Annotated in this window: 28 protein-coding genes; 17 read left to right on the forward strand and 11 right to left on the reverse strand. The window is 43.4% G+C overall.

The window, feature by feature from the left end; all coding sequences use genetic code 11:
• Window positions 1-6 precede the first annotated feature (6 nt).
• Genes HMPREF9064_RS08575 through HMPREF9064_RS08495 form a run of 17 tightly spaced genes read left to right on the forward strand, consistent with a single transcriptional unit; the run spans window position 7 to window position 14745 of the window.
• Window positions 7-750 carry a beta-ketoacyl synthase chain length factor gene (locus HMPREF9064_RS08575; protein ID WP_005715806.1) on the forward strand — a complete coding sequence of 248 codons (744 nt, stop codon included), beginning with the start codon at window positions 7-9 and terminating at the stop codon, window positions 748-750.
• Window positions 735-1523 carry a lysophospholipid acyltransferase family protein gene (locus HMPREF9064_RS08570; RefSeq protein ID WP_005715808.1) on the forward strand — a complete coding sequence of 263 codons (789 nt, stop codon included), beginning with the start codon at window positions 735-737 and terminating at the stop codon, window positions 1521-1523. The genes HMPREF9064_RS08575 and HMPREF9064_RS08570 overlap by 16 nt, the downstream gene beginning before the upstream one ends.
• Window positions 1501-1764, forward strand: coding sequence for a phosphopantetheine-binding protein (locus HMPREF9064_RS08565; RefSeq protein ID WP_005715810.1), 264 nt, complete (start codon window positions 1501-1503; stop codon window positions 1762-1764). The genes HMPREF9064_RS08570 and HMPREF9064_RS08565 overlap by 23 nt, the downstream gene beginning before the upstream one ends.
• A gap of 1 nt (window position 1765) precedes the next feature.
• A complete protein-coding gene (locus HMPREF9064_RS08560) occupies window positions 1766-2017 on the forward strand; it encodes an acyl carrier protein (RefSeq protein ID WP_005715813.1) in 252 nt (83 codons plus the stop codon).
• Window positions 2017-3681: an AMP-binding protein gene (locus HMPREF9064_RS08555; RefSeq protein WP_032997742.1), complete on the forward strand. Its 1665-nt coding sequence runs from the start codon at window positions 2017-2019 to the stop codon at window positions 3679-3681. Before HMPREF9064_RS08560 ends, HMPREF9064_RS08555 begins: the two co-directional genes overlap by 1 nt.
• 48 nt (window positions 3682-3729) lie before the next feature.
• Window positions 3730-4275, forward strand: a complete 546-nt coding sequence (locus HMPREF9064_RS08550; protein ID WP_032998066.1) for a COG4648 family protein — start codon at window positions 3730-3732, stop codon at window positions 4273-4275.
• Window positions 4268-5578, forward strand: a complete 1311-nt coding sequence (locus HMPREF9064_RS08545; protein WP_005715819.1) for an AMP-binding protein — start codon at window positions 4268-4270, stop codon at window positions 5576-5578. The genes HMPREF9064_RS08550 and HMPREF9064_RS08545 overlap by 8 nt, the downstream gene beginning before the upstream one ends.
• Entirely contained in the window at window positions 5575-6297 is a 723-nt protein-coding gene (locus HMPREF9064_RS08540; protein ID WP_005715821.1) for a glycosyltransferase family 2 protein, read from the forward strand. The genes HMPREF9064_RS08545 and HMPREF9064_RS08540 overlap by 4 nt, the downstream gene beginning before the upstream one ends.
• Complete coding sequence (locus HMPREF9064_RS08535; RefSeq protein ID WP_005715823.1) at window positions 6294-7214, forward strand: LpxL/LpxP family acyltransferase; 921 nt, start codon at window positions 6294-6296, stop codon at window positions 7212-7214. The genes HMPREF9064_RS08540 and HMPREF9064_RS08535 overlap by 4 nt, the downstream gene beginning before the upstream one ends.
• Complete coding sequence (locus HMPREF9064_RS08530) at window positions 7207-7668, forward strand: acyl-CoA thioesterase (protein WP_005715825.1); 462 nt, start codon at window positions 7207-7209, stop codon at window positions 7666-7668. Before HMPREF9064_RS08535 ends, HMPREF9064_RS08530 begins: the two co-directional genes overlap by 8 nt.
• On the forward strand, window positions 7668-8252 hold the full coding sequence (locus tag HMPREF9064_RS08525; protein ID WP_005715826.1) for a LolA family protein: 585 nt from the start codon (window positions 7668-7670) through the stop codon (window positions 8250-8252). Before HMPREF9064_RS08530 ends, HMPREF9064_RS08525 begins: the two co-directional genes overlap by 1 nt.
• A 7-nt stretch (window positions 8253-8259) precedes the next feature.
• Entirely contained in the window at window positions 8260-10533 is a 2274-nt protein-coding gene (locus HMPREF9064_RS08520; RefSeq protein WP_005715827.1) for an MMPL family transporter, read from the forward strand.
• Window positions 10534-10539: 6 nt separating this feature from the next.
• A complete protein-coding gene (locus HMPREF9064_RS08515; protein ID WP_005715828.1) occupies window positions 10540-11016 on the forward strand; it encodes a hypothetical protein in 477 nt (158 codons plus the stop codon).
• Between the two features lie 7 nt (window positions 11017-11023).
• The gene (locus HMPREF9064_RS08510; RefSeq protein WP_005715829.1) at window positions 11024-12247 is read left to right on the forward strand and encodes a beta-ketoacyl-ACP synthase; all 1224 of its coding nucleotides are present in this window, start codon (window positions 11024-11026) and stop codon (window positions 12245-12247) included.
• Window positions 12240-12683: an ApeP family dehydratase gene (locus tag HMPREF9064_RS08505; protein ID WP_005715830.1), complete on the forward strand. Its 444-nt coding sequence runs from the start codon at window positions 12240-12242 to the stop codon at window positions 12681-12683. Before HMPREF9064_RS08510 ends, HMPREF9064_RS08505 begins: the two co-directional genes overlap by 8 nt.
• A 49-nt stretch (window positions 12684-12732) precedes the next feature.
• Window positions 12733-13461, forward strand: a complete 729-nt coding sequence (fabG, locus tag HMPREF9064_RS08500) for a 3-oxoacyl-ACP reductase FabG (protein ID WP_005715831.1) — start codon at window positions 12733-12735, stop codon at window positions 13459-13461.
• Between the two features lie 39 nt (window positions 13462-13500).
• Window positions 13501-14745 (forward strand): beta-ketoacyl-ACP synthase, encoded by a 1245-nt coding sequence (locus HMPREF9064_RS08495; protein ID WP_005715832.1) that lies wholly within the window; start codon window positions 13501-13503, stop codon window positions 14743-14745.
• 27 nt (window positions 14746-14772) lie between these two features.
• On the opposite strand, the gene HMPREF9064_RS08490 is transcribed toward HMPREF9064_RS08495, so the two are convergent.
• From HMPREF9064_RS08490 to HMPREF9064_RS08440, 11 genes are all read right to left on the reverse strand, one after another.
• Complete coding sequence (locus HMPREF9064_RS08490) at window positions 14773-15360, reverse strand: hypothetical protein (protein WP_005715833.1); 588 nt, start codon at window positions 15358-15360, stop codon at window positions 14773-14775.
• A complete protein-coding gene (locus HMPREF9064_RS08485; RefSeq protein ID WP_005715834.1) occupies window positions 15357-16343 on the reverse strand; it encodes a beta-ketoacyl synthase N-terminal-like domain-containing protein in 987 nt (328 codons plus the stop codon). Before HMPREF9064_RS08485 ends, HMPREF9064_RS08490 begins: the two co-directional genes overlap by 4 nt.
• Window positions 16343-16633, reverse strand: a complete 291-nt coding sequence (locus tag HMPREF9064_RS08480) for an acyl carrier protein (RefSeq protein WP_005715835.1) — start codon at window positions 16631-16633, stop codon at window positions 16343-16345. Before HMPREF9064_RS08480 ends, HMPREF9064_RS08485 begins: the two co-directional genes overlap by 1 nt.
• Window positions 16633-17874, reverse strand: coding sequence for an ABC transporter permease (locus tag HMPREF9064_RS08475; RefSeq protein WP_005715836.1), 1242 nt, complete (start codon window positions 17872-17874; stop codon window positions 16633-16635). Before HMPREF9064_RS08475 ends, HMPREF9064_RS08480 begins: the two co-directional genes overlap by 1 nt.
• Window positions 17868-18590: an ABC transporter ATP-binding protein gene (locus HMPREF9064_RS08470; protein ID WP_005715838.1), complete on the reverse strand. Its 723-nt coding sequence runs from the start codon at window positions 18588-18590 to the stop codon at window positions 17868-17870. The genes HMPREF9064_RS08475 and HMPREF9064_RS08470 overlap by 7 nt, the downstream gene beginning before the upstream one ends.
• Window positions 18587-19576, reverse strand: coding sequence for a BtrH N-terminal domain-containing protein (locus HMPREF9064_RS08465; RefSeq protein ID WP_005715841.1), 990 nt, complete (start codon window positions 19574-19576; stop codon window positions 18587-18589). The genes HMPREF9064_RS08470 and HMPREF9064_RS08465 overlap by 4 nt, the downstream gene beginning before the upstream one ends.
• A gap of 32 nt (window positions 19577-19608) precedes the next feature.
• Window positions 19609-19998: a hypothetical protein gene (locus HMPREF9064_RS08460; protein WP_005715843.1), complete on the reverse strand. Its 390-nt coding sequence runs from the start codon at window positions 19996-19998 to the stop codon at window positions 19609-19611.
• The gene (locus tag HMPREF9064_RS08455) at window positions 19988-21148 is read right to left on the reverse strand and encodes a beta-ketoacyl-ACP synthase III (protein WP_005715845.1); all 1161 of its coding nucleotides are present in this window, start codon (window positions 21146-21148) and stop codon (window positions 19988-19990) included. The genes HMPREF9064_RS08460 and HMPREF9064_RS08455 overlap by 11 nt, the downstream gene beginning before the upstream one ends.
• A gap of 2 nt (window positions 21149-21150) precedes the next feature.
• Entirely contained in the window at window positions 21151-22071 is a 921-nt protein-coding gene (locus HMPREF9064_RS08450) for a hypothetical protein (RefSeq protein ID WP_005715847.1), read from the reverse strand.
• 158 nt (window positions 22072-22229) lie between these two features.
• Window positions 22230-23771: a threonine ammonia-lyase, biosynthetic gene (gene ilvA, locus HMPREF9064_RS08445; protein ID WP_005715849.1), complete on the reverse strand. Its 1542-nt coding sequence runs from the start codon at window positions 23769-23771 to the stop codon at window positions 22230-22232.
• On the reverse strand, window positions 23768-24205 hold the full coding sequence (locus tag HMPREF9064_RS08440; RefSeq protein ID WP_005715851.1) for a hypothetical protein: 438 nt from the start codon (window positions 24203-24205) through the stop codon (window positions 23768-23770). The genes ilvA and HMPREF9064_RS08440 overlap by 4 nt, the downstream gene beginning before the upstream one ends.
• Window positions 24206-24290 lie beyond the last annotated feature (85 nt).

Consider the following 24290-nt stretch of genomic DNA (forward strand, 5'->3'; position numbering starts at 1 on the left):
ACTATAATGACTAAGACTATTTGTCAGTTTTCTTGCAATATTTCAGCGTGGAACATTGTTTGTAATAAGACATTATCCAACAATGATTGGGCGCTAGGATATGCGCATTGGCAACAAAATAGCGGAAGTTTTCCTGATTTTGTTCCTAAACTTGAGTTTTTAGCGCCATTAAAACGTCGCCGTTTAAGCGATTCCGCCCGTTTAATTTTTGAGGCAGCTTGGAATCTGGTTGAGGAGAAAAACAATTTACCGGTGGTTTATGCGTCAGCAAATAGTGAAATTAATCGCAACTTTAGTTTGTGGCATGCTTTATTAACGGAAGGGGATGTATCTCCAACCTCTTTCAGTTTGTCAGTACACAATGCATTAATCGGGCAATGGTCTGAATTGCGTCAAGTGAAAGCAGAAACCACAGCGCTGGTTGCTAACAAAGACAATTTGGAGATTGCATTATTGGAGGCCTATCTCCTGTTACGGGAAGGTGAAAAGCAGGTTCTTGTGGTTGTCGCAGAATCACCTCTTGCCCTGGAATACAACGCTCATCCGGTTATGCGTCAGCCTTTTAGTTATGCGTTGGCATTGGTGGTGGAAGCCGGGGAACAATACCAATTAAGTCTTTCTAATAGCGCTTTTGAAATGGAGCCTGTTTTAGATTCAGCCTTAGAATGGGTTAAAAATCAGCATTTAAACTGCACACAATGGCAAACGCCAAATAGTACGGGAGGTGTTTGGGCATGGCAGAAAAATTAGACTGGTTTCGGCGATTTGTTGGGACGGCAATGGGTTTTTTCTTTTGGGGGATCGCAGGGGGCATGCTTCAATTAGTTTTATACCCTTATATGCTTACTAGTAAAAGCCATGCACTACAAAGCCAGCTAAAAACACGCCGTTTTGTTGGTCGGATTTGGAATTACTTTATTCGCTATTTATCTTTTGCTGGTTTGTTGCAAGTTAGTTATAAGGGGTTTGAAAAGCTTGGTCGTCCTGGACAATTAATACTGCCTAATCATCCTTCTTTACTGGATGTGGTATTAATTTTAAGTAAAGTGCCAACGCTCAACTGTATTGTTAAAAAAGATTTATTAAATAACCCTACCATGCGAAATCAGATATTAGCCTGTGGTTTTTTACCTAATACGGAGTCTGTCGAATTACTTGAACAAAGCGATGAGGTACTCAAAGAACAAGCCTTATTGCTTTTTGCAGAAGGAACGCGAACCGGTTGGGATGGGGTGGTTAACCTTAACCGAGGTGCGGTATCTATCGGTTTACGTAGTGCTAAAGTGATTACACCAGTCGTGATTCGAATGTTTCCGTTAAATTTGAAAAAAGGTCAACCGTGGTATCAAATTCCGAAAACACGCATTCAATATGAGCTTATTGTTGGGGAGGATATTGACCCTCAAGACTGGCTACAAACCCAATCTTTACCAATGGCTTCTCGTCGATTGACTAAATATTTAGAAGATTATTTTAATTTACACACAAAGGACAACAAAAATGGAACTGGAACAGCAAATTAAACAATTAATTATTGATAGTTTGGCATTAGAAGATATCAGTGTTGAAGATATTGAAAATGACACCGCACTTTTTGGTGATGATGGTTTAGGGTTGGACTCTGTTGATGCGCTTGAACTAGGTTTGGCGGTGCAAAAAACATTTCATTTACAGCTGGATAGTGAACAAACCCAAGTACGTAATCACTTTGAAAGTGTAGCGACCTTGGCAAGTTTTATTCGTAGTCAAAAAGGTGAGGCGTAATATGACCGAACAAGAAATTCGAGATTTATTGACTGAGGCGCTTGAGTCTTTATTTGAAATCGAACCGGAAAGAATTAAGCCGGAAACCAATCTGTATGAAGATTTAGAAATTGATAGCATTGATGCGATTGATTTGATCGATCACATTAAACGTAAAACAGGCCACAAATTGCAAGCGGAAGATTTTCGTAATGTCCGTACCGTAGATGATGTGGTCAAAGCAGTGCTAAAAATTAGTCAGAGCGTTCAATAATGCGTAAATATGCCCCAACCGATCTAATTGCACTCGACCCTGTATGGTGCTATTCAGATTTCGAACAAAAAGCGTATCAAATGTCCGCAGAATTTCAACGCCGTCAGATTCAAGCTGTTGCAGTGTGGTTGGAAGACGGTGCCAAATTGGCGTGTACGCTTTTAGCCGCTTGGCATGCCAAAGTGCGGGTGTTTTTCCCGCCGAATGTTACGCAAGAAAGTGTAGCGTGGGTGAGTGCTCATGCGGATTTGTGGCTAACCGATGTAGAGATTCACTCTTCCTTGGCAGTGTATTTTGATGATTTTGGTGCACAACAGTCTTGTCAAAAACACGCTGAAAATCGACCGCTCTTTGATTATGACAACCAAACGGAAATTTGGCTGAAAACCTCCGGCAGTACCGGTGAGGCAAAAACAATCATTAAAACCGCAGAGCAAATGTGGCTTGGTGCGGAAGTCTTGGCGGAAGCCTTGCCGTTTAAAGCAGAGAATAATGTGACGGCTATTAGTACGGTCAGTATTCAACATATTTATGGTTTAACCGTACACATCATGATGTCCTTGGTCAATGGCTGGCAAATTGGGCGTAAGCAACAATTTTATCCGGAATGTATGCTTGCTGAAACACGGAATACCGAACAGACAGTGATCGTCAGTAGTCCTGCCATGCTAACCCGTATTGACTGGTTTAATACGACAATGCCGAAAAATATCGTCGGTGTGATTTCTTCCGGTGGCGCATTACCGGAAGAAACTTCAGAACAAATGCGCCATTTATTGCAGCAGCCTGTCATTGAAATTTATGGCAGTACGGAAACCGGCCCGATTGCGATTCGTGATGATATTCATTTATGGCAAACCTTGCCGAATAGTCGTTTAGGCTGTAATGAAGATGGCGCACTATGGATTGAGGGATGTTGGCTTTCGACACGTGAGCAAACGGCAGATGTGGTGGAGTTTCTTGATGGTGGATTCCGTTTATTAGGGCGTAGTGATCGTATTGTCAAAATCGGTGATAAACGTACTTCATTAGCCGGTATTGAAGCCAAGTTAAACCAACATGCTTGGGTTGAGGATTGCTATATTGCGCAACATCCTGAACAACCTCGATTGGCTGCTTGGGTCGGCTTAAATGCACAAGGGATTGAAATTTTAAGAGAGAATGGTCGACGTCATTTGATAGATCAACTTAAAGCCTATTTGGCTGAAACACAGGATAAGACGGCGATTCCACGTTTTTGGCGTTTTACGGATAAATTGCCGCGCAATAGCCAATCTAAAATAAACAAACTGGAATTTAACCGCACTTGTATTGAGCCAAAGCGTGAACCGATTTGGTTAACCGAACAGCAAACTAAGCGTCATTATCAGGCAACCGGCAAAGTGCCATTAGATTTGTTGTATCTTAAAGATCATTTTGCAAATTTCCCTTTAGTGCCGGGCGCAATTGAATTGCAATGGATTAGTGACAAGATTAAAGCGTTGGTAGCGCAGGATGTTGAATTTAGCCGTTTGGATAAATTGAAATTCCAAAAATTCTTACGTCCGAATGACTGTTTTTCTCTTGAATTAAACGTCGCCGAGAAACGGGATAAAGTCACTTTCCAACTGAAAGTAGAAAATGATATGTGCTGTAGCGGCGTCGCAGTGTTATCGTATCGTTAATCATGTTATCACTTGTTTGCCTCATAAATTGTGTTGCCTCTTGTGAATATTATTAAGATTATTATCAACCTTTTACTGACGTTAACCGGTATCGCTTATCCGATACTGTGGCTATTCGCCGATAATCAGCAAATGCTGTTTCATTTACCTTGGATTATGGCGCTGCTTTGGGCGTTTAAAGGGGCTGTTCAACAGCAGGGGCAACGTTATTTTGCCTGGTGTATGGCGTTTATTTTAGCCGTGGTGGCGCTAACCCGCTCCATTGAAACCATGTTTTGGTACCCTATCGTCATTAACGTGTTAATGCTTTCGTTATTTGGTGGGAGCCTATTGCGTGGGCAAACTGTGGTTGAGCGTTTAGCGCGTCTTCAAACACCGGATTTAAATGAGCATGGTGTTCGTTATACCCGAAAAGTCACCCAACTATGGTGTGGGGTTTTTATTGTAAATATCTTGATTACTGCCACAGCCATTGGATTGGAATATTATGATTTTTGGGCACTCTACACCGGTGTGATTTCCTATTGCATTATGGCGATTGTGATGGCCGGTGAATGGTTGGTCAGACAAAAAGTAAAAAAACATTATGAATAATCTACGGGATCCTAATGCACTAATTGCCCGCCATCCTGACTGGCAATGGCAAGACTTTCTAACAAGAGCATGGCAAATTTCAGCACAATTAAAGCAAGAACAGATTAAATCGGTTGCTTTTTGGTTTGATGATGCGGCATCGTTTGCATGTGCTATGCTGGCGTGTTTTCATTCCGGTACGCGTATTTTACTTCCTCCTAATTTGCTTTCGGAAAATCAACAATGGATCAAAGAAAATGCGGATTTTCTGTTTGATGACACTCTGTTTAATCATTACGGTATTGAAAAAAAATTCCCTGAAAACCTACCGCACTTTGATTGCCATCATTCCACGGAAATTTGGCTAAAAACCTCAGGCAGTAGCGGACAGGCGAAAATATTGGTCAAAACAGCTCGGCAAATGTGGTTAGAGGCGGAAGCCATCCATCAATCTCTTCCTTTCCCGCAGGGGAATCATATTCATTTAGTATCTAGCGTTTCTGTGCAACATCATTATGGCCTTTCATACCGTATTATGTTACCGCTTATTATGGGGTGGACGATTGCACGTCAACAACAGCCTTATCCCGGACATTTGATTAAAGAAAGTTTTGTTGCACCGGCAAGTATTTGGATTAGTAGCCCAATGCTTTTGACCCGCTTAAACCTGGATGATGCGAAGTTACATCAATGCCCTTTGCTAGGAATGATTTCCTCCGGCGGTGTGTTACCGACAGATACCGGCAATGCTATTCGGCAACAATTGAAGGTTGATGTGATTGAGTGCTACGGCAGCACGGAAACCGGCGCAATTGCTTTCCGTGCCGATGATGGTTTGTGGCAGCCGACTGCAATGACTAAGGTCGGACTGAATACCGAAGGCGCCTTATGGGTTGATTCTGCTTGGCTAAATCAACGGGAGCAAACGGCAGATGGTGCGGAATTATTTGAAGACAAATTTCATTTATTAGGGCGGATTGATCGCATTGTGAAGTTTGGTGACAAGCGTATTTCATTGGTGAACATCGAGCAGGATTTATTGCGACATCCTTGGGTGGCGGATTGCTATATCGCACAGCATCCGGTGCATTTCCGACCGGCGGCTTGGGTTGCGTTAAACCCCGATGGTATACAATCCTATCGACAACGTGGACGACGTGCCCTAGTGAGTCAGTTACGTCAGTTTCTAATGAAAACTCAAGAACATGCAGGGTTGCCTCGTTTTTGGCGCTTTGTGGAAACACTGCCTCGTAATAGCCAATCTAAAATTAGTAAGCCTGACTTTGAACAAGCCTTTTTAGCAGAAAAAGAGGATGGTCTATGAACAAGGTCATTGTCATTGTTCCTCACTACAACCATTCCAATACGATAGGACATGTCGTTCAGCAGGTGTTGAAACAACATCTCCCGGTGTTGATTGTCGACGATGGCTCTGCCGAAACTCACGTGGATGTCTTAAAAACATTGCAACATATACCTAACGTTTTTGTGCATTACTGCCCGACTAACGGGGGCAAAGGTGCGGCAATGAAAATCGGCTTCATGAAAGCGGCTGAAATGGGGTTCACGCATGGTATTCAGGTGGATGCCGATGGTCAGCATCACCTTCCAGATATGGCAAAAATGTTGCTCGAAATGCAAAAAAATCCGACCGCACTTATTTGCGGTAAACCGATTTATGGCGAGGATGCACCGAAAGCGCGTTTATACGGACGTAAAATTACAGATTTTTGGAATGCTATTCATACGCTTTCTTTTGATATTAAAGATGGCATGTGTGGTTTTCGTCTTTATCCTTTAGCGCCGATTTTGGATTTAATGGAAGTGGAGTTGTTAGGAAATCGTATGGATTTCGATATCGATATTGTGGTGAAAGCCCATTGGCATCAAATCCCCTTAATTTGGGTTGATACGCCGGTGCGTTATCAACAGAACGGCATATCTCATTTCCGTGGCTTTGCAGATAACTGGGGCATCAGTAAAATGCACAGCCGTTTATTTTTCGGTATGTTGGCACGAGTATTGACGGGGCGTAAAGTATGAGCTCTCAACATTGGGCAGAGCAAAATGAGCGCGGGAGTAAGCTCTCCTTAAATTTAACTCGTCTTATTGTGCAATACTGCCCGTTGTGGGTCATTAAACTGGTCACTTTTTTTGTAGTGAGCTATTTTTTCCTGACGTCTCAAAAGGCTCGACGTAATATTCGTCGCTATCAACAACGACTCCAACAAACCTTTCCTCAGGTTAATTTGCCCCGTTATCCCGTGTTTTGTCATTTTTTAGCCTTTGGTGAGGCGATCACGGATCGTTTCGCCGTCTGGCAGAAAAAAATTCGTTATGCCGATTTAATTGATGATGACACGGATAACGTCTATCAAGCGATTCGTTCAGGAGGTCGTGGACAAATTCTGGTTTGTTCTCATTTTGGCAATATCGAGATTTGTCGTGCGTTGGTCGATAACCCAAATCATAGCAATTTTAAGCTAAACATTTTGGTGCATAACCGTCATGCACAAGCCTTTAATGAATCTCTCGAAAAGGCAGGAGCCACTTCCTTACCATTAATTCAAGTAGAAGATTTGGATGCGGCAAAAATGTTGGAGCTACATGAACGGCTTGAGCGTGGTGAGTGGATTGCGATTGCGGCCGATCGCGTGCCGGTACGCGGCGATAAAACGCAAAAAGTGGATTTCTTAGGTGCTCAAGCTTCCTTTCCACAAGGTGTATGGCTGATGGCAAGTTTACTGAAAGCCCCCATTAATACGGTCTTTTGCTTAAAAAAATGGGGCGACTATCATTTAAAATTGCGTCATTTTTCCGGCCCTATCGAGGGGCACGGAAAGCAACGAGCTGAGAATATTGAACAGGCAATGCAACGCTATGCGGATTTATTAGCGAAAGAATGTGCCGAAAACCCCTTGTATTGGTTTAATTTTTACGATTTTTGGGAAGATGATTAAAATGTTAAGAAAGAAAAAAGACGTTTATTGTCACCATGCCTCTGAATATGAAATCCAGTTTTTTGATGTGGATTCTATGAATATTATGTGGCATGGGCATTATGTGAAATATTTGGAAATGGCGCGTTGTGCCTTTTTAGACGAAATTCATTACACCTATGATGTGATGAAAGAAAAAGGCTACGGTTGGCCTATCGTCCAGTTGAATTTGAAATATGTGAAACCGGCGTTGTTTCGCCAAAAAATTCGTGTGGAGCTTTCGTTGGTGGAATATGAAACCTGCATTCGCATTGATTATATTATTCGTGATATTGCAACGAATGAGAAACTCACTGCAGGTAGCACAACGCAAGTGGCCGTAGAAATTAAAAGCGGAGAGATGCAGCTGCAGACACCGCCTTGTTGGCGAAGTGCGGTGGAAAATCACCCGACTTTCCAACGGGAGACGGCATAATGCGTATTTTATTGACTATTTGTTTATTGTGGTTGAGTCCGTTGACTTGGGCATTTTCTGAAAATGAACTTATTACTTTGTTGCAAACCCCGCAAAACGTGCAAGGTGATTTTACCCAACAGCGTTTTCTGAAATCTTTAAATAAGCCAATTACCACCCAAGGTAAATTTGTCTTATTGGCGCAAAAAGGGCTTTTATGGCAAATGGAAAAACCCTTTACTAATCAGCTCCGTGTAAAAAAAGACGGCATTATGCAATGGGATGGAAAGCAATGGGTGGCAAATGGAAAAATGGGACAGGCGGAACAAATCAGTTTGTTCCTCGGTTTGTTATCGGGGGATATTTCCGGGTTAAAAACGCAATTTGATGCAATGCTGGTTGGTGAAGCGAAAAATTGGTCTTTAACGTTAACCCCAAGTTCGTTGCTGATGAAACAGATTTTTAATCATATTGAAATTCAAGGTGATAGCGTGGTGAAAACCATTGTGTTAGATGAAAAACAAGGAGATAAAACCCAAATTCATTTTGACAATGTTCAGCAAAACCAACCGTTAACGGCGTTCGCTCAGGCGGCGTTGGAATAAAAAAACGATGAAAAAATCCACCGCACTTGCCTTTCTTTATGCTTCATTTTTACTGATCACCTTGTTGCTGTTTGGCTATGCTGTGAAGCAAGGTCATTGGCTACAAACGGATTTGCGCGCTTTATTGCCGCAAGAACAAGGATGGTCGTCTTGGCAGGCGAAGGCGGATCAACATCAAGAAGAACAACTCAATCAACAGGTGATTTTGCTGGTCGGCCATTCGGATGCGCAAACCGCCTTTACATTAAATGCGTCTGTGGCGCAACAATGGCGGGAAAGTGGGTTGTTTGCTCAGGTGAATGAGCGAATGCAGCCGGATATTGATGTGTTACGCAATGAAATCAAACACCTACGTTTAGCCACCTTGCCTCAAGAGATTCGTCAGCAGTTATTAACGGCACCCCAAGTTTATTTCCAACAATATGCGGAACAATTGCTCAATCCTTTTACGCAAAGCAATTTATTATCTTTAGAGCAAGATTGGCTAGGGTTGGGGCGTTTTGTCTTGCCTCAGGCACAAACACAAAGTCGTATTCAATGGAATGCGATAAATGGCATGCTTTATGTGACGGAAAATGATCAAACATGGGTGTTGTTACGAGGCGTATTGCGACAGAGTAGTTTGATTAATCCATCTGTTAATTTGACCGCACTTTTGGCGCAAAATCGTCTTCAAATTGAAGAAAATAAAGGGCAAATGCGTGCTGCAGGTACGGCGTTATTTGCGGCTCATGCCAAAGTGAAAGCAGAACAAGAAAGCACTTTCATGAGTATTTTGGGCATTAGCCTGACCTTATTGTTGTTACTATTTACGTTTCGAACCTTTCGTGTGCTTTGGTTGTTTTTGCCGATCTTAGCCGGTATGTTAAGTGGCGTGACGGCAACGGTGTACGCATTTGGACAAATTCACATTTTAACCCTTGTTATCGGTACCAGCTTAATCGGTGTGCTCATTGATTTCCCGCTTCATTGGCTTTCATCTTCACTTTCTCATGTTACTTGGAACGCCGCTCAGACCATGCGGAAATTGCGTTTTACCTTTTTGATTAGTCTATTGGTGACTTTGCTCGGGTATGGCTTGTTAGGTTTTACGGTACTTCCGGTATTAAAACAAACCGCACTTTTTTCTGCCGTAGCGCTGATTGCTGCGATGTTAGCGACCTTGCTCTTTTTGCCGCCACTATTTCGTCATTATCAGGCAAAACCTTTGCTTTCCCGACCTAAAGTGCGGTCGATTTTTACGCTGTTTTTACACTATAAATTCGGCATTTTGGCGAAAAGTATCGCTTTGCTTTTTGTTGCGGCAGGGTTGTTTCAATCAAGTTGGCGCGATGATATTCGCGAATGGGTTGCTATGCCGCAGGGAATGCTGATGGAAGCAAAGCAAATCAGTGAGTTAACGGGCATTGATTTAGGGAATCGTTATTTCTTGGTACTTGCAGAGAATGATGATGAATTACTGGAAAAAGAGACTGTCTTGACTCAGCAACTAGAGGCGCAAAATATTCCGTACCGAGCCTTATCTCAATGGCTTATGTCCACAAACCAACAGCAACAATTCATTCAGCAATTCACTGCGGCGGTCCAACCGCAAGATTATGCTGTGTTGCAAGATATAGGGATTCCGCCGGAAACTATCCAAACCGCTTTGCTGGCGTTAGGTACAGAAACGCCTTTATCCTTGTCTTCTGCCTTGCAACAACAAATCGGGCAAGCGTGGCAAACGTTATATTTGGGGTATTTATTGCCGGAGAAAGTTGCCGGTATTGTGCAGATTGTTGGTCAATCTGCCTTTCCGTTTGAAAATTTGGCCAATCAGCAAGATATCTTTTGGACGGATAAACGATCGCATTTGAATCAAGCATTTCAAGCCACCCGTGATCAGGCAGCCTGGCTTAAAGCAATGTCATTTTTGTTTGCCGGTTTATTGTTATGGCGTTTCTTTGGTGTGAAAAAGACGGTGACCATGTTATTGCCACCATTATGTGCCATTGTGTTGACGATAGCCATTTTCGGCTGGGTAGGCTGGCCAATCAGTTTATTTACGATGTTCGGCTTGTTATTAGTGTCTGCCATCGGGATTGATTATACCGCCTATATGCAAACGGCAAATGAACCTTTATACGGTAAGTACATTGCGGTATTATTGGCGGCGACCACAACGCTCATTTCCTTTGTTTTACTGGGCTTAAGCTCAACACCTGCTGTTGCCTCTTTTGGTTTAAGCGTCAGTCTTGGTGTGTTATTCAGTGTTATCATTACGTTTAAAATGTTGCGGTAAGGAAGTATGAAATATTGTTTAATTCTCTTTTTTGCCATGTTAACGGCGTGTAGCACATTACCAACGGTAAAACAGTTGCCGGCGCATCAAGGCATTCGAGTCTTTAAAGTCGAACAAGTGACGGCTGAAAATCAATTACAGCAAGCCAGTTTGTTAACCTTACAAATGGATGCACAACAATGGCGTTGGGTGCAAACGGATCCGCTTGGTGCACCGTTAGCGAGAGTAATTTTAACTAAACAAGGGTGGCAAAATGACGGTTTTGTTATGCCGAATCAACAGGCTCGTCAGCTCTTTTCCGCCCTTTCTACGGCGTTAAACCCGCAGCAACCTTTATTTGATTTTAGCGCTGTTCAGCCTATTTCAAACGGCGCAGATTATTTTGTTAAACAGAAAAAAGTATGGCAAATCAGACAATTGCCATCCATGATTGAAATCGATTTGTCGGATCATAGCCATTGGCGAATCGAGGAACTAAATTAAGAGAAAAATGACCGCACTTTATTTAAGCAAACCGGCAATCCTAAGCAGTTTAGGTGAAGGTATCGAGAGACATGTTCAATATTTACTGAATGCCGAGGATTCGCCACTAAAACTTTCCGAGCGTGCTTTTCATATTTATGGGCTAGATGGAAAACCACGCGTCTTTGGCGAAGTGAATGTTCCTTTACGTCCTTTCCCACAGAATTTACCGGAAATCCATGTGAGCCGTAACAATCAATTACTGTGGCATTGTTTGGCGCAAATAGAAGATCAGATCGTATCGGTCATTCAACGTTTTGGAAAACATCGTATTGCCGTAGTAATTGGCACATCGACAACCGGCGTTGATGAAAATATTCCGGTGTTTAAATATGCGGCACAACATCATGACTGGTCAGGTGAATCCTTTAAACAACAGCAACAATATTTTTCTGCACCGGCTGATTTTGTCGCTTATCAATATGGTTTGGAAGGGCTAACTTACGGTATTTCTACTGCCTGTACTTCCGGTGCAAAAGCATTAATCAGCGCCGCGCGTTTATTAAATGCCGGCTTGTGTGATGCGGTGATTTGCGGTGGGGTAGATGAACTTTCACCTCTCACGATCAGCGGTTTTTCCTCTTTGTCCGTGTTGTCCGATAAACGTTCTAACCCGCTTTCGGTTAATCGTGATGGCATCAATCTTGGTGAAGGCGCCGCTGTTTTTATCATGACACGAGAAAAATCAGAGGAAAGCAACATTGCGTTGTTAGGTTACGGCGCAAGTAGCGATGCTTATCATATGTCGTCTCCGCATCCTGAAGGTGAGGGCGCGATTGCTGCGTTTCGTGCTGCACTGAACTCAGCCAAATTAGCAGCGGATGAAATCGGTTGGATTAATTTACACGGCACGGGCACAGTACATAACGACCAAATGGAAACCTTAGCGGTTCATCAGGTGTTTGGTGATAATACGCCATGCACCACGACCAAACCCTACACGGGGCATACTCTTGGTGCAGCTGGGGCTGTAGAGGCGGCGATTGTATGGGGTATTATCGATCGTACATTGAATCCAACAGGTAAGTTGCCTGCCCAATTATGGGATCATCAGACCGATGCCGCATTGCCGACAATAAATATCACCCATGAAAAAAGTCAGTGGGCTAAGTCACAACGTATTGGGGCGAGCAGTTCTTTTGCTTTTGGTGGAAATAATACCGTATTGATTTTAGGGGAACGACATGGCTGATTTAACCTGTCCGATAACAGACATTGCACCTTTGGTGCCGCACAGTGGCAAAATGATTATGCTGGACAAAATTCTTGATTTTGGTACAGATTTTTTGATTGCCGAGATGGAGGTTAGACCGGATAACCTTTTTCTTCAGGGGGAGAGGCTGCCTAGTTTTTTAGGGGCGGAAATTATGGCGCAAGGCGTTGCCGCCTGGGATGGCTGTAAATGTGCGCAACTCGGAAAACCCATCGGATTAGGGTACTGGCTGGGTTCGCGTAAATTAAGTATTCATCAGCCTTATATTGCTATGGGCAGTAAATTACGTATTCAAATTAAGCTTTCCATTGAAGATGCTTCCGGTTTTGGCGTGTTCGATTGCCAATTAATCGATGCTCACAGTCAACAGATTATCGTGGAAGGCGCGTTAAATGTCTTCAGACCGCAAGCGTAAATTCATCGCTAAAAACCACCGCACTTTTTATCTAATCTAAGGAATTTATATGAGTGAAACAGTTTTAATCACAGGTTCTAGCCGAGGTATTGGCAAGGCGATAGCCTTACAGTTGGCACGGTCAGGCTTTGACATTGTGGTACATTGCCGTAGTCGATTGGAAGAGGCGGAAGAGGTTGCGCAGGTTGTTCGTGAATTGGGTCAACGTGGTCGCGTATTGCAGTTTGATGTCAGTCATCGTGCGGAGGTCGCAGAAAAGCTACTTGCCGATGTGGAAGAGAACGGCGCTTATTACGGCGTGGTATTGAATGCAGGACTCACCCGTGATAACGCATTTCCAGCCTTAACCGAAGAGGACTGGGATCAAGTATTGCGTACGAATTTGGATGGTTTTTACAATGTATTACATCCGATTATGATGCCAATGATTCGTCGCCGAAAAGCAGGGCGTATTGTTTGTATTACATCGGTGTCGGGCTTAATCGGCAATCGTGGTCAGGTCAATTATAGTGCTTCCAAAGCCGGGATTATCGGTGCGGCGAAGGCGCTTGCAGTGGAATTAGCAAAACGTAAAATTACGGTAAACTGTGTGGCGCCGGGATTAATTGATACGGATATTCTGGATGAAAATGTGCCTATTGATGAAATTCTAAAAGTGATTCCGGCTGGGCGAATGGGCGAGCCGGAAGAAGTGGCACATGCGGTAGATTTTCTCATGGATGAGAAAGCGGCTTACATCACCCGCCAAGTGATCGCCGTGAATGGCGGTTTATGCTAACGCATCTAGAAACCATGAAGACGTCAAAGAGATAAATTAATGAAACGAGTTGTGATTACGGGAATCGGCGCCGTTACTGCCTTTGGTAAGGAATGGTCGTCTGTCAAAGCGGCTTTCCAACGCAAACAAAATGCGGTACAGGCAAAAACAGAATGGGCAGAACGTTATCCTGAGTTGGGCGCTAATCTGGGGGCCGAAATTTTCGATTATCAGCCGCCGGCACATTGGAATCGTAAACAATTACGCAGCCTCGGGCGGGTGTCACAATTTGCCGTGGAAGCCGCCGAACGCGCGTTAGCCGATGCCGGGTTATTGGATGAAAACGGTGAAATTCTGGCTTATTTAAAGGACGGCAGAATGGGCGTTGCTTGTGGTTCTTCGACAGGCTCTACCAATGATGTGCGTGATGCGGCTGAATTACTTATGACCGGTAAATCCGATGGTTTTAATGCGAATACTTATGTGCGCATGATGCCGCATACCGCCGCCGCCAATATCGGTATCTTCTTTGGTTTGACCGGACGAATTATTCCTACTTCTAGTGCGTGCTCTTCTGGTAGCCAAGGTATCGGCTACGCTTATGAGTCAATAAAATACGGTTTAATTCCCATGATGTTGGCTGGCGGTGCGGAGGAGTTTTGCCCGTCGGAAGTCTATGTGTTTGATTCTTTATATGCGGCCAGCCGCAATAATGCCAATCCGGACAAAACACCACGTCCTTATGATAAAGATCGTGATGGTTTGGTTATTGGTGAGGGTGCCGGGATTTTTGTCCTCGAGGAGCTGGAGCATGCGCTTGCCCGTAACGCTAATATTATTGCAGAAGTCGTGGGCTATGGGGCGAATAGCGATGGTGCGCATGTGACCCGTCCGCAAAAAGACACAATGCAACGTTGCATGGAATTGGCATTAAAGGATGCTCGTTTATCTCCGGAAAATATTGGTTATGTGAATGGACATGGTACGGCAACAGAACAAGGTGATATTGCAGAAACGCTCGCGACAGAAGCCGTATTCGGTCACATTCCATTAAGTTCACAAAAAAGTTATTTAGGCCACACACTTGGGGCTTGTGGAGCGTTAGAATCCTGGTTCTCCATTGAAATGATGCGTGATGGCTGGTTCGCACCAACCATTAATCTAGATCATATTGATGAGCGTTGCGGCAAGTTAGATTATATTCAAGGCGATGGCCGTTATATTGACACGGATTATGTCATGAACAATAACTTTGCTTTTGGCGGTGTGAATACATCGTTAATTTTTAAACGCTGGCAGGGTTAATGTGTAAGGTTGGGTTCTGCGCACGACCTAGTAAAGTGCCGTTTGCACTAGAGATAAAAAATCCTTCTCTTTCATGTTATCCGTGCTAGGTAAAACAGCTAATTTTTTGACCGCACGTTTAGCGTCTTTCGATATCACCCAAAAACATGCGCCTTCTTGTTGCTCATTATCCGTTTCTAATACCCAACCGACGAGAGCAGATGGTATTGTGCTCTGTTCTAAATCCAATAATGCCAGTTGTAGCGGTTGCCAAATAGTGTGTTGATTGACCGCTAAGAAGAGCGAATTTCCGTTAATTTGTAAGGTTTGCGCCAGTTGGAAGGTCGCCGCATTGTTAATGTTCGCCATAAAATCTAACGGACTTGGCAGATTTTGTGCCGTCAGTTGGTGGAACATTTTGTCGAATTTACTTGGCGAATTAAATGGAGAGCCTAAGTAAATCCCACTTTTTTCTGCTAAATAAGCCTTGAGGGGAAGAGCGCCAAGTAAGGCAAGTTGCGTAAACCGACTTAAACGACGAGCATCTACGCCGTAGGTTTTCAATTCTTGACGCAAGGACTTGTCATCTTTGTGATTGCCTCTGAAGTGATGGATTTGCTGAATATAATACGTCATTGCCCCACCTTAAGTACCCAAGCAATATTGCTGCCGCCAAAGCCTAAGAAATAATTTAAAAAATAACCGCACTTTTGCTCATTATTTTTAAATTGCTCGAACAAAAATGCGCTTTCTAATGCACCGCTGGCGCCGAGCGTGTGCCCCATTCGTGCTTTCAGTGAAAGCTGTTGCGAGTGCGGGAAGAGGTCTTGTAAAACACGGAGCTCCATTTCATCGCTATTTCCACCAACGCCGTGTACCTTCACCCCATCAATGTGTATGGGAGATAAATTGGCGTTGTTTAAGCAGGCGTGAATCAGGTGACGTAATGCGGACTCGCTACTGTTCGTTAGGTTTTCATTGTCCGTTAGCGTGACCACGCCTAATAGTTCACAAGAGCATTGCGGATTCGGTTGAACAGATAAGGCGACACAACCGATGCCTTCGCCTAGCACAATGCCTGTTGGTTGGATTAACGGCAAATATTGTGCGTCCTGCGATAACAAATTCATTGCTTGAAAATGCTCAAATGTCAGGCGATTAAATGTTTCAAACCCGATGACCAAGGCTTTTTCATACAGACCGTTTTGTAGCATTTTGTAAGCATATCCCATCGCTTGTGCAGAGGAGGTGCAAGAGGTTGCGAAGCTAAAGACCTCAGTTTGATAACGTCGGCGTAAATCATCGGCAATGACTGCCAGGCTGTGTTGTTCCGGCAAAGGAAGATGATTAGCTAAACGGGCCTCGCAATCGCTGATCACATAGGCTGTTGAACCAAGCAAAATGGGGATGTTTTTCAATTCGCTTTTATCCCAGCCTGCCAGTTGCAAAGTGCGGTTGATTTCTACATCAAAATAGGTATAGAGTTGTTCAAGAGAGAGCAACGCCTCATCAAACGCGTTGAAATAAGGAAAATGAAGCGGTTGCCCCAACATATGAGAGGTTCGTTGCCCAAGATGATTGGCAAATTTGGCAGAAGCTGCAGTGAGATAAACGTTCATCAGGCTTTTTTGTGTTGTTCACGAATAAAGGCAGCAAGATCGTGTATGTTCATCATGTGTTTGCGCACCATACGATCTCCCTGTAATCGCACGCCAAAATGTGCTTGTAATGCCACAACGACCTGCAAGGCATCTAAAGAATCCAACTGAATGCGGCTTTGTTCACCGAAGAGCCATTCATCATCGCTGATTTCCATTGGGTCAAATTCGTCTTTTTCTGTTTCTTGGATAATCAGTTTTTTGAGTTCTTGTTCTAATGCCGGGTATTCCAGCGTGAAAAGATAAGCCATTAGAATCTCGCTTGTTTAGTTAATTGTCGTTGATAAGTTAACGTGGCAAAAAGTAACGTTATCGCACCAAAGCCACTTAATAAATAGAGCGGTTGTTGAATTTGGCTGAGGTGATATTGGTTTAACAATAAATTTTGGAAACCGCTTAATGCCCATCCCATAGAGGAAAATTGAGCAATGGTTTGCATGATTTCCGGCATCACATACACCGGCACCATAATACCGCCAATGGCCGCCATGATAATAATACCGCCACCGCCCAACACGACGGCGTGTTCGGTCGTTCTTGCCAGTACACTGATTAACAATCCGTAGCCTAGTGCGGCAAGGCTTACTGCAGCGGATAAGACAAAATAAGGCAACCAACTTCCGGAAAGCGTAAACGCAGGCATATCTAGCGTAGGCAACACAAAATAACCGAGCGCCACCATGCCGACAAATTGTAATTGGTTGATCAAAAAATAAGGAATTAGCTTGGCAATAATCAAACTCAATGCAGAAGCTCGCGCCATACGCAACCGAGTCAGAGTGTTGGTTTGGCGTTCCATCGCCATCACATTGGAAAGCGGGATCATAATAAAGAACATGCCAAAAATCAGCCATGCCGGGACACTGTGTTGCACAGAATTAGGTTTAGAAACCTCTTTTCCTTGTCGATTTACATAAATTTCTTGCCACAAATCTTTCGCAAGGTAATCCTTAATTTGCGCGAATTTGCTGTCCAGTTCTTTATTGACTTTATTTTGAATCTCTTTGATTGGCTTACGTTTATTATTTTCTAACGTAATGTGATTGTCTGCCAAATAATCGTTTAAACGCAGTTGCGAATAATGCTTTTGCAACACACCTTTCACACCCAGTAGCCAACTGCGATCTACGCTGGGATTTAACCAAAGCTGCAAGGCTTGTTCTTCTGAAAGTGCGGTCTGTTTTTCATTCGGATTTAAAATCAATAAATCAAACTTACCCGCTTGTAGCTCGGCTTGATATTGTGTTAATTCTGACCGTGGCGCTTGTTTAACGGCGAGGTTTTCTTGTTTGAGCTTGGCTAAGAAATCATCATTCAGTTGATTTTTTTCACTTAACAATACGATTTCCGAGCGATTGCTTAACGTATTATCGTTACTCAAGGCGGCCGACATAATTAACATAAACAAAATTGGCATAATAAATAATACGGCAACACCATGCAGATCACGACTTAATAGACGCATTTCTTTGATAATCGATGCAATTAACATGTTTTTCCCGCCTTATTTAAAAAATCTAAATAAAAACGTTCCAGACTTTGCCCGTCTTCTAAAATGCCTTGCACTGTGCCCTGATAAATGAGATTGCCTTCATTTAACAGCACTAATTTGTCACATAATTGCTCAATTTCTTGTAAATAATGAGAAGTATAAATTACCGTCACACCTTGCTGTTTCAATGCCGCTACGCTATCTAAAATAAATTGGCGGGATTGCGGATCAATCCCCACGGTGATTTCATCTAGAAAAATCACTTTTGGGCGATTAATTAAACCAATAGCAAAATTTAAACGGCGTTTTAATCCGCCGGATAAATGCTTCGCCAGCTTGTTTTTATGCGCCATTAAATCTACTTTGGTTAATAATTCCAACAAATAGTTTTTATCCTGAACATCATACAATGATGCAAAAAATGTCAGATTTTCCCAAACGGTCAGCAGCGGATAAAAAGCAAAATCCTGTGGCACCAAGGAAATCTGATGGCGTTGCTTTTTGCTCAATTTTGCCAAAGGTACGCCATCAAAATAAATCTCTCCTTGTTGTACCGATTGCAGCCCTGCAAGCAGGGACATTAATGTCGTTTTTCCCGCACCATTAGGGCCAAGCAGACCCACGGTAGAAGCCGATTCAATGGTAAAACCGACCGCACTTAATGCGTTCTTTTCGGCGTTGGGGTAGTGATGGCTAAGATGGTTTATTTGAATCATAAATTACGTAAGGTTTGCCAAATGTATTGTTCTTTATCTGCAATCTCCTGCAAATACTCCGCCACCGTTTTATAGCCTTCTATTGATGGCTTTTTGCATTGTTTCACACATAAGCCCGCAAATTGGCGCCACATATCGCCGATTTCTGTCATGTGTTCGGAGGCTTGTTTGTATTTAGGCTCTTGGCAGATATTGGCAGCTTGTTCAAGAAAATAGGCGTATAAATAACGGAAGCCTGCGCCGCCGGTGCCGATTTCTTCCTGCATACGCACGATATGCCCTAAATATAAGAGTTTGTATTTGTCCGAAGGATGCGTTGCCAGTTTTTCAATTTGTTTGGCAACGGTACGAATGCCTTTTACACCGACGAAAAAGAGTGGAGCCAACATTTGTTTGGCATTTTTGCGAATGGCTTTACGGATGAGGTTTGGTAAGTCAATTTGTGCTAAGTTAGGTTGATTTTCAAAATAATACATCAACCCTTTCGGCGCTAATACGCCCTTCGCAAAACGTGCTCGTTGCACATCTTCTGCGGCACAACGTTGTACGCATTCAAACACGGGATCGCTAATCAAATAGTCATTTTGTTCTTTGCCGTACACAATTAAATTGTGTGCATTAAAATGAAAACGCATTTCAGGCGGAAAATAAGGCAACCAGAAAACTGAGGTTTGTAAACCGACTAACTTTTCTTCATAAAGTGCTTGATCTAACGCTTGCTGTCCAGCTTGTGGCGAACGAAACTTTTGCATTTTCAACCGCACTTTTAAGTGCTTTGATAGCCTTTTGATAATGGAACGCGGCGGCATTCGATAAGAAATCAGCGGCAATCCGTTGATTTTAACCAACGGAATATAAACAAAGGTCAAGGCCGACGCCAAACCGAAAACCATGGCTTCGTTAAAATCCACGCCTTGCGCTTTTAACATGGTGGACATGACTCCGCTTTCACAGTGAGCGGTGTGTTGGTGCTGAAAGTTGTTCATAAGAATTAATATATAACCGTTATTCTTTTAATTTAGATATCTTTTAATGTTGAAATCGCCACCCCAAATACCTCCGCATATCTTCCCAATACCTTATCCGACAATTTAGCAAACACGCTTGGTTTAAAATGTCGTTTGATTTGCCATTGCCAAAAGCCGGTGGCTTGGGCGAGGCTGGGGAGGTCGAAACGATAACGGCACATATAATAAAAGAGCGGTGACTTTTCGCCGCGTTTTACGGCGTCTAACGCTTCGGCAGTCAGTTGGTTGAGTTCTTCCACCGCTTGTTCTGTCGCGAATTCTTCTGTTTCCCAGCCGTTCGACGTGGCTGTTTGGTAGTTGCCATTTTGGGTGGCATAGACCACTTTGCGTTGCCCGCGAAAGATTTTGCTGTTGTCTTGCGGGATGTCGTTAATTTCCATTGACCACCTCAAGCAACATAAAACAGGAGGAAAAACGTCCGCTTTCCGGAATATAACACAACACTTTTTGTCCGTTTTTTAGCGGATATTTCTCTAAAAATTCCTGAAGAATGATGTAGATAGAGGCTGAACCGGTATTGCCTTTTGTTTCCAAATTGGTAAACCACTTCTCTTGTGGAATAACGAAATTGATATTTTTCAGCCCGTCCAACAATTTGTCACGGAAAAAACCGGAAGAATAATGCGGTAGGAAATAATCAATATCTTCGGCTTTCAAACGATGTTTTTCGATTAAACGCAACAGGGCATTTTCCACCGTGCAACGCACAATATTTTCGTTGAGCAATTTGACATCTTGTTTGACCGACATGAGACTGCGCGCATCGCGCTCGCCCTTAGTGACATTTTTCCAACTGATAAATCGCGTGTCTTGAATTTCTGCGCCGGCATACATGCACACCGGCATTTCGTTGGCATAGGAAATCAGGTCAATCCAGTGAATTTTCAGGCTCACGCCTTGCGCGTTTGGTTGATGGCTTAATTGCACCGCCCCAGCCCCGTCAGACAACATCCAACGTAAGAAATCTTTTTCAAAACCGATTTCGGGTTTGGCGTCTTCCAATTGTTTTTGGTTGATTTCTGCTTGGAAATGTTCACCCCGCATAATGGCGGAAGCCGTTTCAGAGGCCACGGCAATGGCGCCTTGATGCTCGCCTGTGCGAATAGCGTTATAAGCATGTTTCATCGCTGCCATGCCCGCCACGCAAACTCCTGCTGTCGTGAGCACTTCATAAGCCGGTGCATTTGGGATTAAACCATGCACCATCACGCCTTGACCGGGCATGACTTGATCAGGATAGGACGTGCCGCAAGCAAGACAGCTGACATCATTAACATCCATCCCTTGAGCAATTAACCCGTTGATTGCTTCAACCGCTAATTCCGTGCCGGTGTGTGTGGTTTCTCGTGTCGTTGGATCAATTGCGTAATGACGGGTTTTGATGGCATTGGAACGCAAAATCATTTTGCGTACACGGGACGGCGTATCGCCTACCATGCCCAATACGTGTTCCATGTGATCGTTATCCACAGGCGCATTGGGTAAAAAAGCAGCGACTCGGTTAATGTAAACATCGGCTAGTGCAGTCAAGATTATTCCCCTGATGGTTCGGCAAAATAGCGTTTTTGACGTGCTAATTTTTCTTTTAATAATGGTTTAAGTAAGCGTTTGATGACCGCAGAGAGCGGCACGACCGTGAGAATCAGTATAATTAAAAAGAGAATATAAAAATAGAGTACAACACGGCGAAAACGCGGTGAAATTTGACCGCACTTTAACAGCAATTTGCCCCAAAGATAAAAGCTGCGATGACCGACTTTTTCGCTCATCATCAGTTTCTCGTCAATTTTGACCGCGCCCATGTGACGAAATAACCTGTCATTTAACGGTTGGTCATCATTCAAGGTTTCTGCTAATTTGGTACCAAAGCGTTGCATATCATGCAGTTCATCATCGCTAATGCCGGCACTGGGAAGCCATGAAAAATAACGTTTCTTTCCGCTTAACATCCATGCCGGTGTGGTGATAAAACTGGCCCACGAATTGGATTGGTCGGTTTTTACAATGTTTCCGATAAGAGGCGCATCAAGTGCGGTCAGCATTTTCTTTATTTTTTCTTGTGCCATCAGCCACATATTACGACAGCCGATCAGTGTGATCACCGGTGTATTCTTCAAAATCTTGGCTTGCTCTGATTGCAAAAAGGCGGTGATGGGCTGTGAGGGTGACAAGAACCAAACCGTATAAGCAATGATGACTAAATCATAGTGTTTTTGTTGTAATTCGGGTGTTTCTATTGGTGCCGGCTTTAGGTGTACCGATTCCGGAAATTGATTAAAAAATGGAATAAATTTCCAAGGAAAGGTATAAGGTTGAAGCGGACGAATTTTATATTCTTCGATCACGGTGTTTTCTTGTTGTTTTAATGGATGAAGAAAATGACTGGTCAGCGCATCAAGCTGTCCTGTTTGAGAGTAAGAAACCACTAAAATATGTTTTTGAGCGTCTGACATAGGTTAGAAATATTAGGCTAAATATAAAGCCTAGATTTTATCCTACTTTTGATGAATTTTTAATTGCTATTACAAAGAGACGTTATAAGAAAATCCTCAATAAAAAAAGACCGCACTTGATGATTTAAGAGCAAAGTGCGGTCTTTTTTTAAAGGATTTTAACGCAAGAAATAACGATACGATTTGCTGTCTGTGACATCTTGGTAGACGTAGTCCAGTTTTTCTAATGCGCTTTCAAGCTCGGCGACATCGCTTTGTTCCAACTGAAATCCTGCGAGGATATTGCCATAGTCGGCACCGTGAGCGCGATAGTGGAAGAGTGAGATATTCCAACGGTTTTGTAGCGTTTCAAGGAATTTCAACAAGGCGCCTTTTTGTTCCGGGAATTCAAAGGTGTACAGGCGTTCGCCGTGATTCGCGACCCGCCCGCCCATTAAATAACGAACGTGGGTTTTAGCGATATCATCGTCGGACATATCTTCCACATCAAAGCCATTTTGTGTGAGATCGGCGATGATGTCGGCTTTTTCTTGTTCATCTGCCGTGCGAACTCCCACAAATATGCAGGCGCGTTTATCATCGGCATAACGGTAACTGAATTCCGTCACAGCACGACTGCCTAGTACATGGACGAATTTTAAGAAGCTGCCCGGCTTTTCAGGCATGGTGACCGCAAGTAAGGCTTCGCGATTTTCACCGATTTCGCAACGTTCGGACACATAGCGAAGCGTATGGAAATTCAAGTTGGCACCGGACAAAATTGCTGCCATGTTTTTGCCTTGAATGTTGTGCTGTTTGACGTATTTTTTCAGACCGGCTAAGCCTAAGGCGCCTGAGGGTTCGGATACGGCACGGACATTTTCAAACAAATCTTTCATTGCGGCACAGACTTCATCGCTGTCCACCAGCACCATGTCGTCGAGGTATTGTTGGCATAGGCGGAAGGTTTCATCTCCGATACGTTTTACCGCTACGCCGTCGGCGAATAGGCCAACGTGTGCTAAATCCGTCGGTTCACCTTTTTCTAATGCGGCAGTTAGGCAGGCAGAATCTTTAGATTCTACGCCGATGACTTTAATTTCCGGCATAAATTGTTTGAGTAAAATTGCCACCCCGGCGGCTAAACCGCCACCGCCGACTTGCACGAAGACATAATCCAAATCCGCCACTTGTTGCAACATTTCCATCGCTAATGTGCCTTGTCCGGCAATGACTAACGGATGGTCGAAGGGCGGAATAAACGTCATGTTTTTTTCTTTGGAAAGCGCGATAGCTTTGGCCTTTGCTTCATCGAAATTGGCACCGTGCAATAACACTTCGCCGCCAAAACCACGTACCGCATCCACTTTAATACTTGGGGTGTTTTGCGGCATCACGATAAGAGCTTTTAAGCCAAGTTGTTTTGCCGATAACGCCACGCCTTGTGCGTGGTTACCTGCCGACGCTGCGATCACACCGGCCTGTTTTTGTTCATCAGACAGGGTGGAAATCATGGCATAGGCGCCACGTAGCTTGAAGCTGTTAACCGGTTGGCGGTCTTCACGCTTAATCCAAATATGGTTATTCAGACGGTCGGATAATTTGCCCATTTTTTGTAACGGTGTGACTTGCGCTGCTTCATACACGCGTCCGCCAAGTTTCACGATAGCGTTGATGTAGTCGCTTTGGGTGGGTTGTGGGTTGGTGAGTAGGCTTTTCATAGTATTTCTTTTATTCGTTTATCTTCGACATGAATGACATTGAGTTCTTCGGCATCATAATTTCGGTTAGAGCGACCTTCAATACCTATTTTGAAATCTTCATCTAATCTATCTTGTTTTAAAACTAACGTAAAAATTCCGGGATGATGACATGAAACAGCATATCCTTTGCCATTATCCAAATGGATAACATCAAAATCTGCTGACGGTGTAGCTACTTGAACTTTTCCCCATTTACGTAATAATTCTTTAGCTTGTTTTGCTAAATCTTCTTCGGGCTCAAGTAAAATAACGCAAGTTCCATTTTCAAACAGCACCCAAGACTTCTCATCTCCATTAATGCTATCCTTCCAAACATCAATTAACTTTTCGTTATAAGATGATGCGCCAATCCCAACTATTTCTTTTTTGTTAAAAAAATCGAGAGATGCCATTAGAATCTTCCCATATTTTTTCAAAACACTCAGAAAAATGACCGCACTTTATTGAAATTTGTTGTAGGGACAGGTTTTATACCTG

This window comes from Aggregatibacter segnis ATCC 33393, assembly GCF_000185305.1.
Lineage (GTDB): Bacteria > Pseudomonadota > Gammaproteobacteria > Enterobacterales > Pasteurellaceae > Aggregatibacter > Aggregatibacter segnis.

What these genes read in the sequence shown, in the direction of transcription:
- HMPREF9064_RS08575 (WP_005715806.1), top strand. Translation starts at nt 7, where the DNA reads ATGACTAAGACTATTTGTCAGTTTTCTTGCAATATTTCAGCGTGGAAC.
- HMPREF9064_RS08570 (WP_005715808.1), top strand. Translation starts at nt 735, where the DNA reads ATGGCAGAAAAATTAGACTGGTTTCGGCGATTTGTTGGGACGGCAATG.
- HMPREF9064_RS08565 (WP_005715810.1), top strand. Translation starts at nt 1,501, where the DNA reads ATGGAACTGGAACAGCAAATTAAACAATTAATTATTGATAGTTTGGCA.
- HMPREF9064_RS08560 (WP_005715813.1), top strand. Translation starts at nt 1,766, where the DNA reads ATGACCGAACAAGAAATTCGAGATTTATTGACTGAGGCGCTTGAGTCT.
- HMPREF9064_RS08555 (WP_032997742.1), top strand. Translation starts at nt 2,017, where the DNA reads ATGCGTAAATATGCCCCAACCGATCTAATTGCACTCGACCCTGTATGG.
- HMPREF9064_RS08545 (WP_005715819.1), top strand. Translation starts at nt 4,268, where the DNA reads ATGAATAATCTACGGGATCCTAATGCACTAATTGCCCGCCATCCTGAC.
- HMPREF9064_RS08540 (WP_005715821.1), top strand. Translation starts at nt 5,575, where the DNA reads ATGAACAAGGTCATTGTCATTGTTCCTCACTACAACCATTCCAATACG.
- HMPREF9064_RS08535 (WP_005715823.1), top strand. Translation starts at nt 6,294, where the DNA reads ATGAGCTCTCAACATTGGGCAGAGCAAAATGAGCGCGGGAGTAAGCTC.
- HMPREF9064_RS08530 (WP_005715825.1), top strand. Translation starts at nt 7,207, where the DNA reads ATGATTAAAATGTTAAGAAAGAAAAAAGACGTTTATTGTCACCATGCC.
- HMPREF9064_RS08525 (WP_005715826.1), top strand. Translation starts at nt 7,668, where the DNA reads ATGCGTATTTTATTGACTATTTGTTTATTGTGGTTGAGTCCGTTGACT.
- HMPREF9064_RS08520 (WP_005715827.1), top strand. Translation starts at nt 8,260, where the DNA reads ATGAAAAAATCCACCGCACTTGCCTTTCTTTATGCTTCATTTTTACTG.
- HMPREF9064_RS08515 (WP_005715828.1), top strand. Translation starts at nt 10,540, where the DNA reads ATGAAATATTGTTTAATTCTCTTTTTTGCCATGTTAACGGCGTGTAGC.
- HMPREF9064_RS08510 (WP_005715829.1), top strand. Translation starts at nt 11,024, where the DNA reads ATGACCGCACTTTATTTAAGCAAACCGGCAATCCTAAGCAGTTTAGGT.
- HMPREF9064_RS08505 (WP_005715830.1), top strand. Translation starts at nt 12,240, where the DNA reads ATGGCTGATTTAACCTGTCCGATAACAGACATTGCACCTTTGGTGCCG.
- fabG (WP_005715831.1), top strand. Translation starts at nt 12,733, where the DNA reads ATGAGTGAAACAGTTTTAATCACAGGTTCTAGCCGAGGTATTGGCAAG.
- HMPREF9064_RS08495 (WP_005715832.1), top strand. Translation starts at nt 13,501, where the DNA reads ATGAAACGAGTTGTGATTACGGGAATCGGCGCCGTTACTGCCTTTGGT.
- HMPREF9064_RS08490 (WP_005715833.1), bottom strand. Translation starts at nt 15,360, where the DNA reads ATGACGTATTATATTCAGCAAATCCATCACTTCAGAGGCAATCACAAA.
- HMPREF9064_RS08485 (WP_005715834.1), bottom strand. Translation starts at nt 16,343, where the DNA reads ATGAACGTTTATCTCACTGCAGCTTCTGCCAAATTTGCCAATCATCTT.
- HMPREF9064_RS08480 (WP_005715835.1), bottom strand. Translation starts at nt 16,633, where the DNA reads ATGGCTTATCTTTTCACGCTGGAATACCCGGCATTAGAACAAGAACTC.
- HMPREF9064_RS08475 (WP_005715836.1), bottom strand. Translation starts at nt 17,874, where the DNA reads ATGTTAATTGCATCGATTATCAAAGAAATGCGTCTATTAAGTCGTGAT.
- HMPREF9064_RS08470 (WP_005715838.1), bottom strand. Translation starts at nt 18,590, where the DNA reads ATGATTCAAATAAACCATCTTAGCCATCACTACCCCAACGCCGAAAAG.
- HMPREF9064_RS08465 (WP_005715841.1), bottom strand. Translation starts at nt 19,576, where the DNA reads ATGAACAACTTTCAGCACCAACACACCGCTCACTGTGAAAGCGGAGTC.
- HMPREF9064_RS08460 (WP_005715843.1), bottom strand. Translation starts at nt 19,998, where the DNA reads ATGGAAATTAACGACATCCCGCAAGACAACAGCAAAATCTTTCGCGGG.
- HMPREF9064_RS08450 (WP_005715847.1), bottom strand. Translation starts at nt 22,071, where the DNA reads ATGTCAGACGCTCAAAAACATATTTTAGTGGTTTCTTACTCTCAAACA.
- ilvA (WP_005715849.1), bottom strand. Translation starts at nt 23,771, where the DNA reads ATGAAAAGCCTACTCACCAACCCACAACCCACCCAAAGCGACTACATC.
- HMPREF9064_RS08440 (WP_005715851.1), bottom strand. Translation starts at nt 24,205, where the DNA reads ATGGCATCTCTCGATTTTTTTAACAAAAAAGAAATAGTTGGGATTGGC.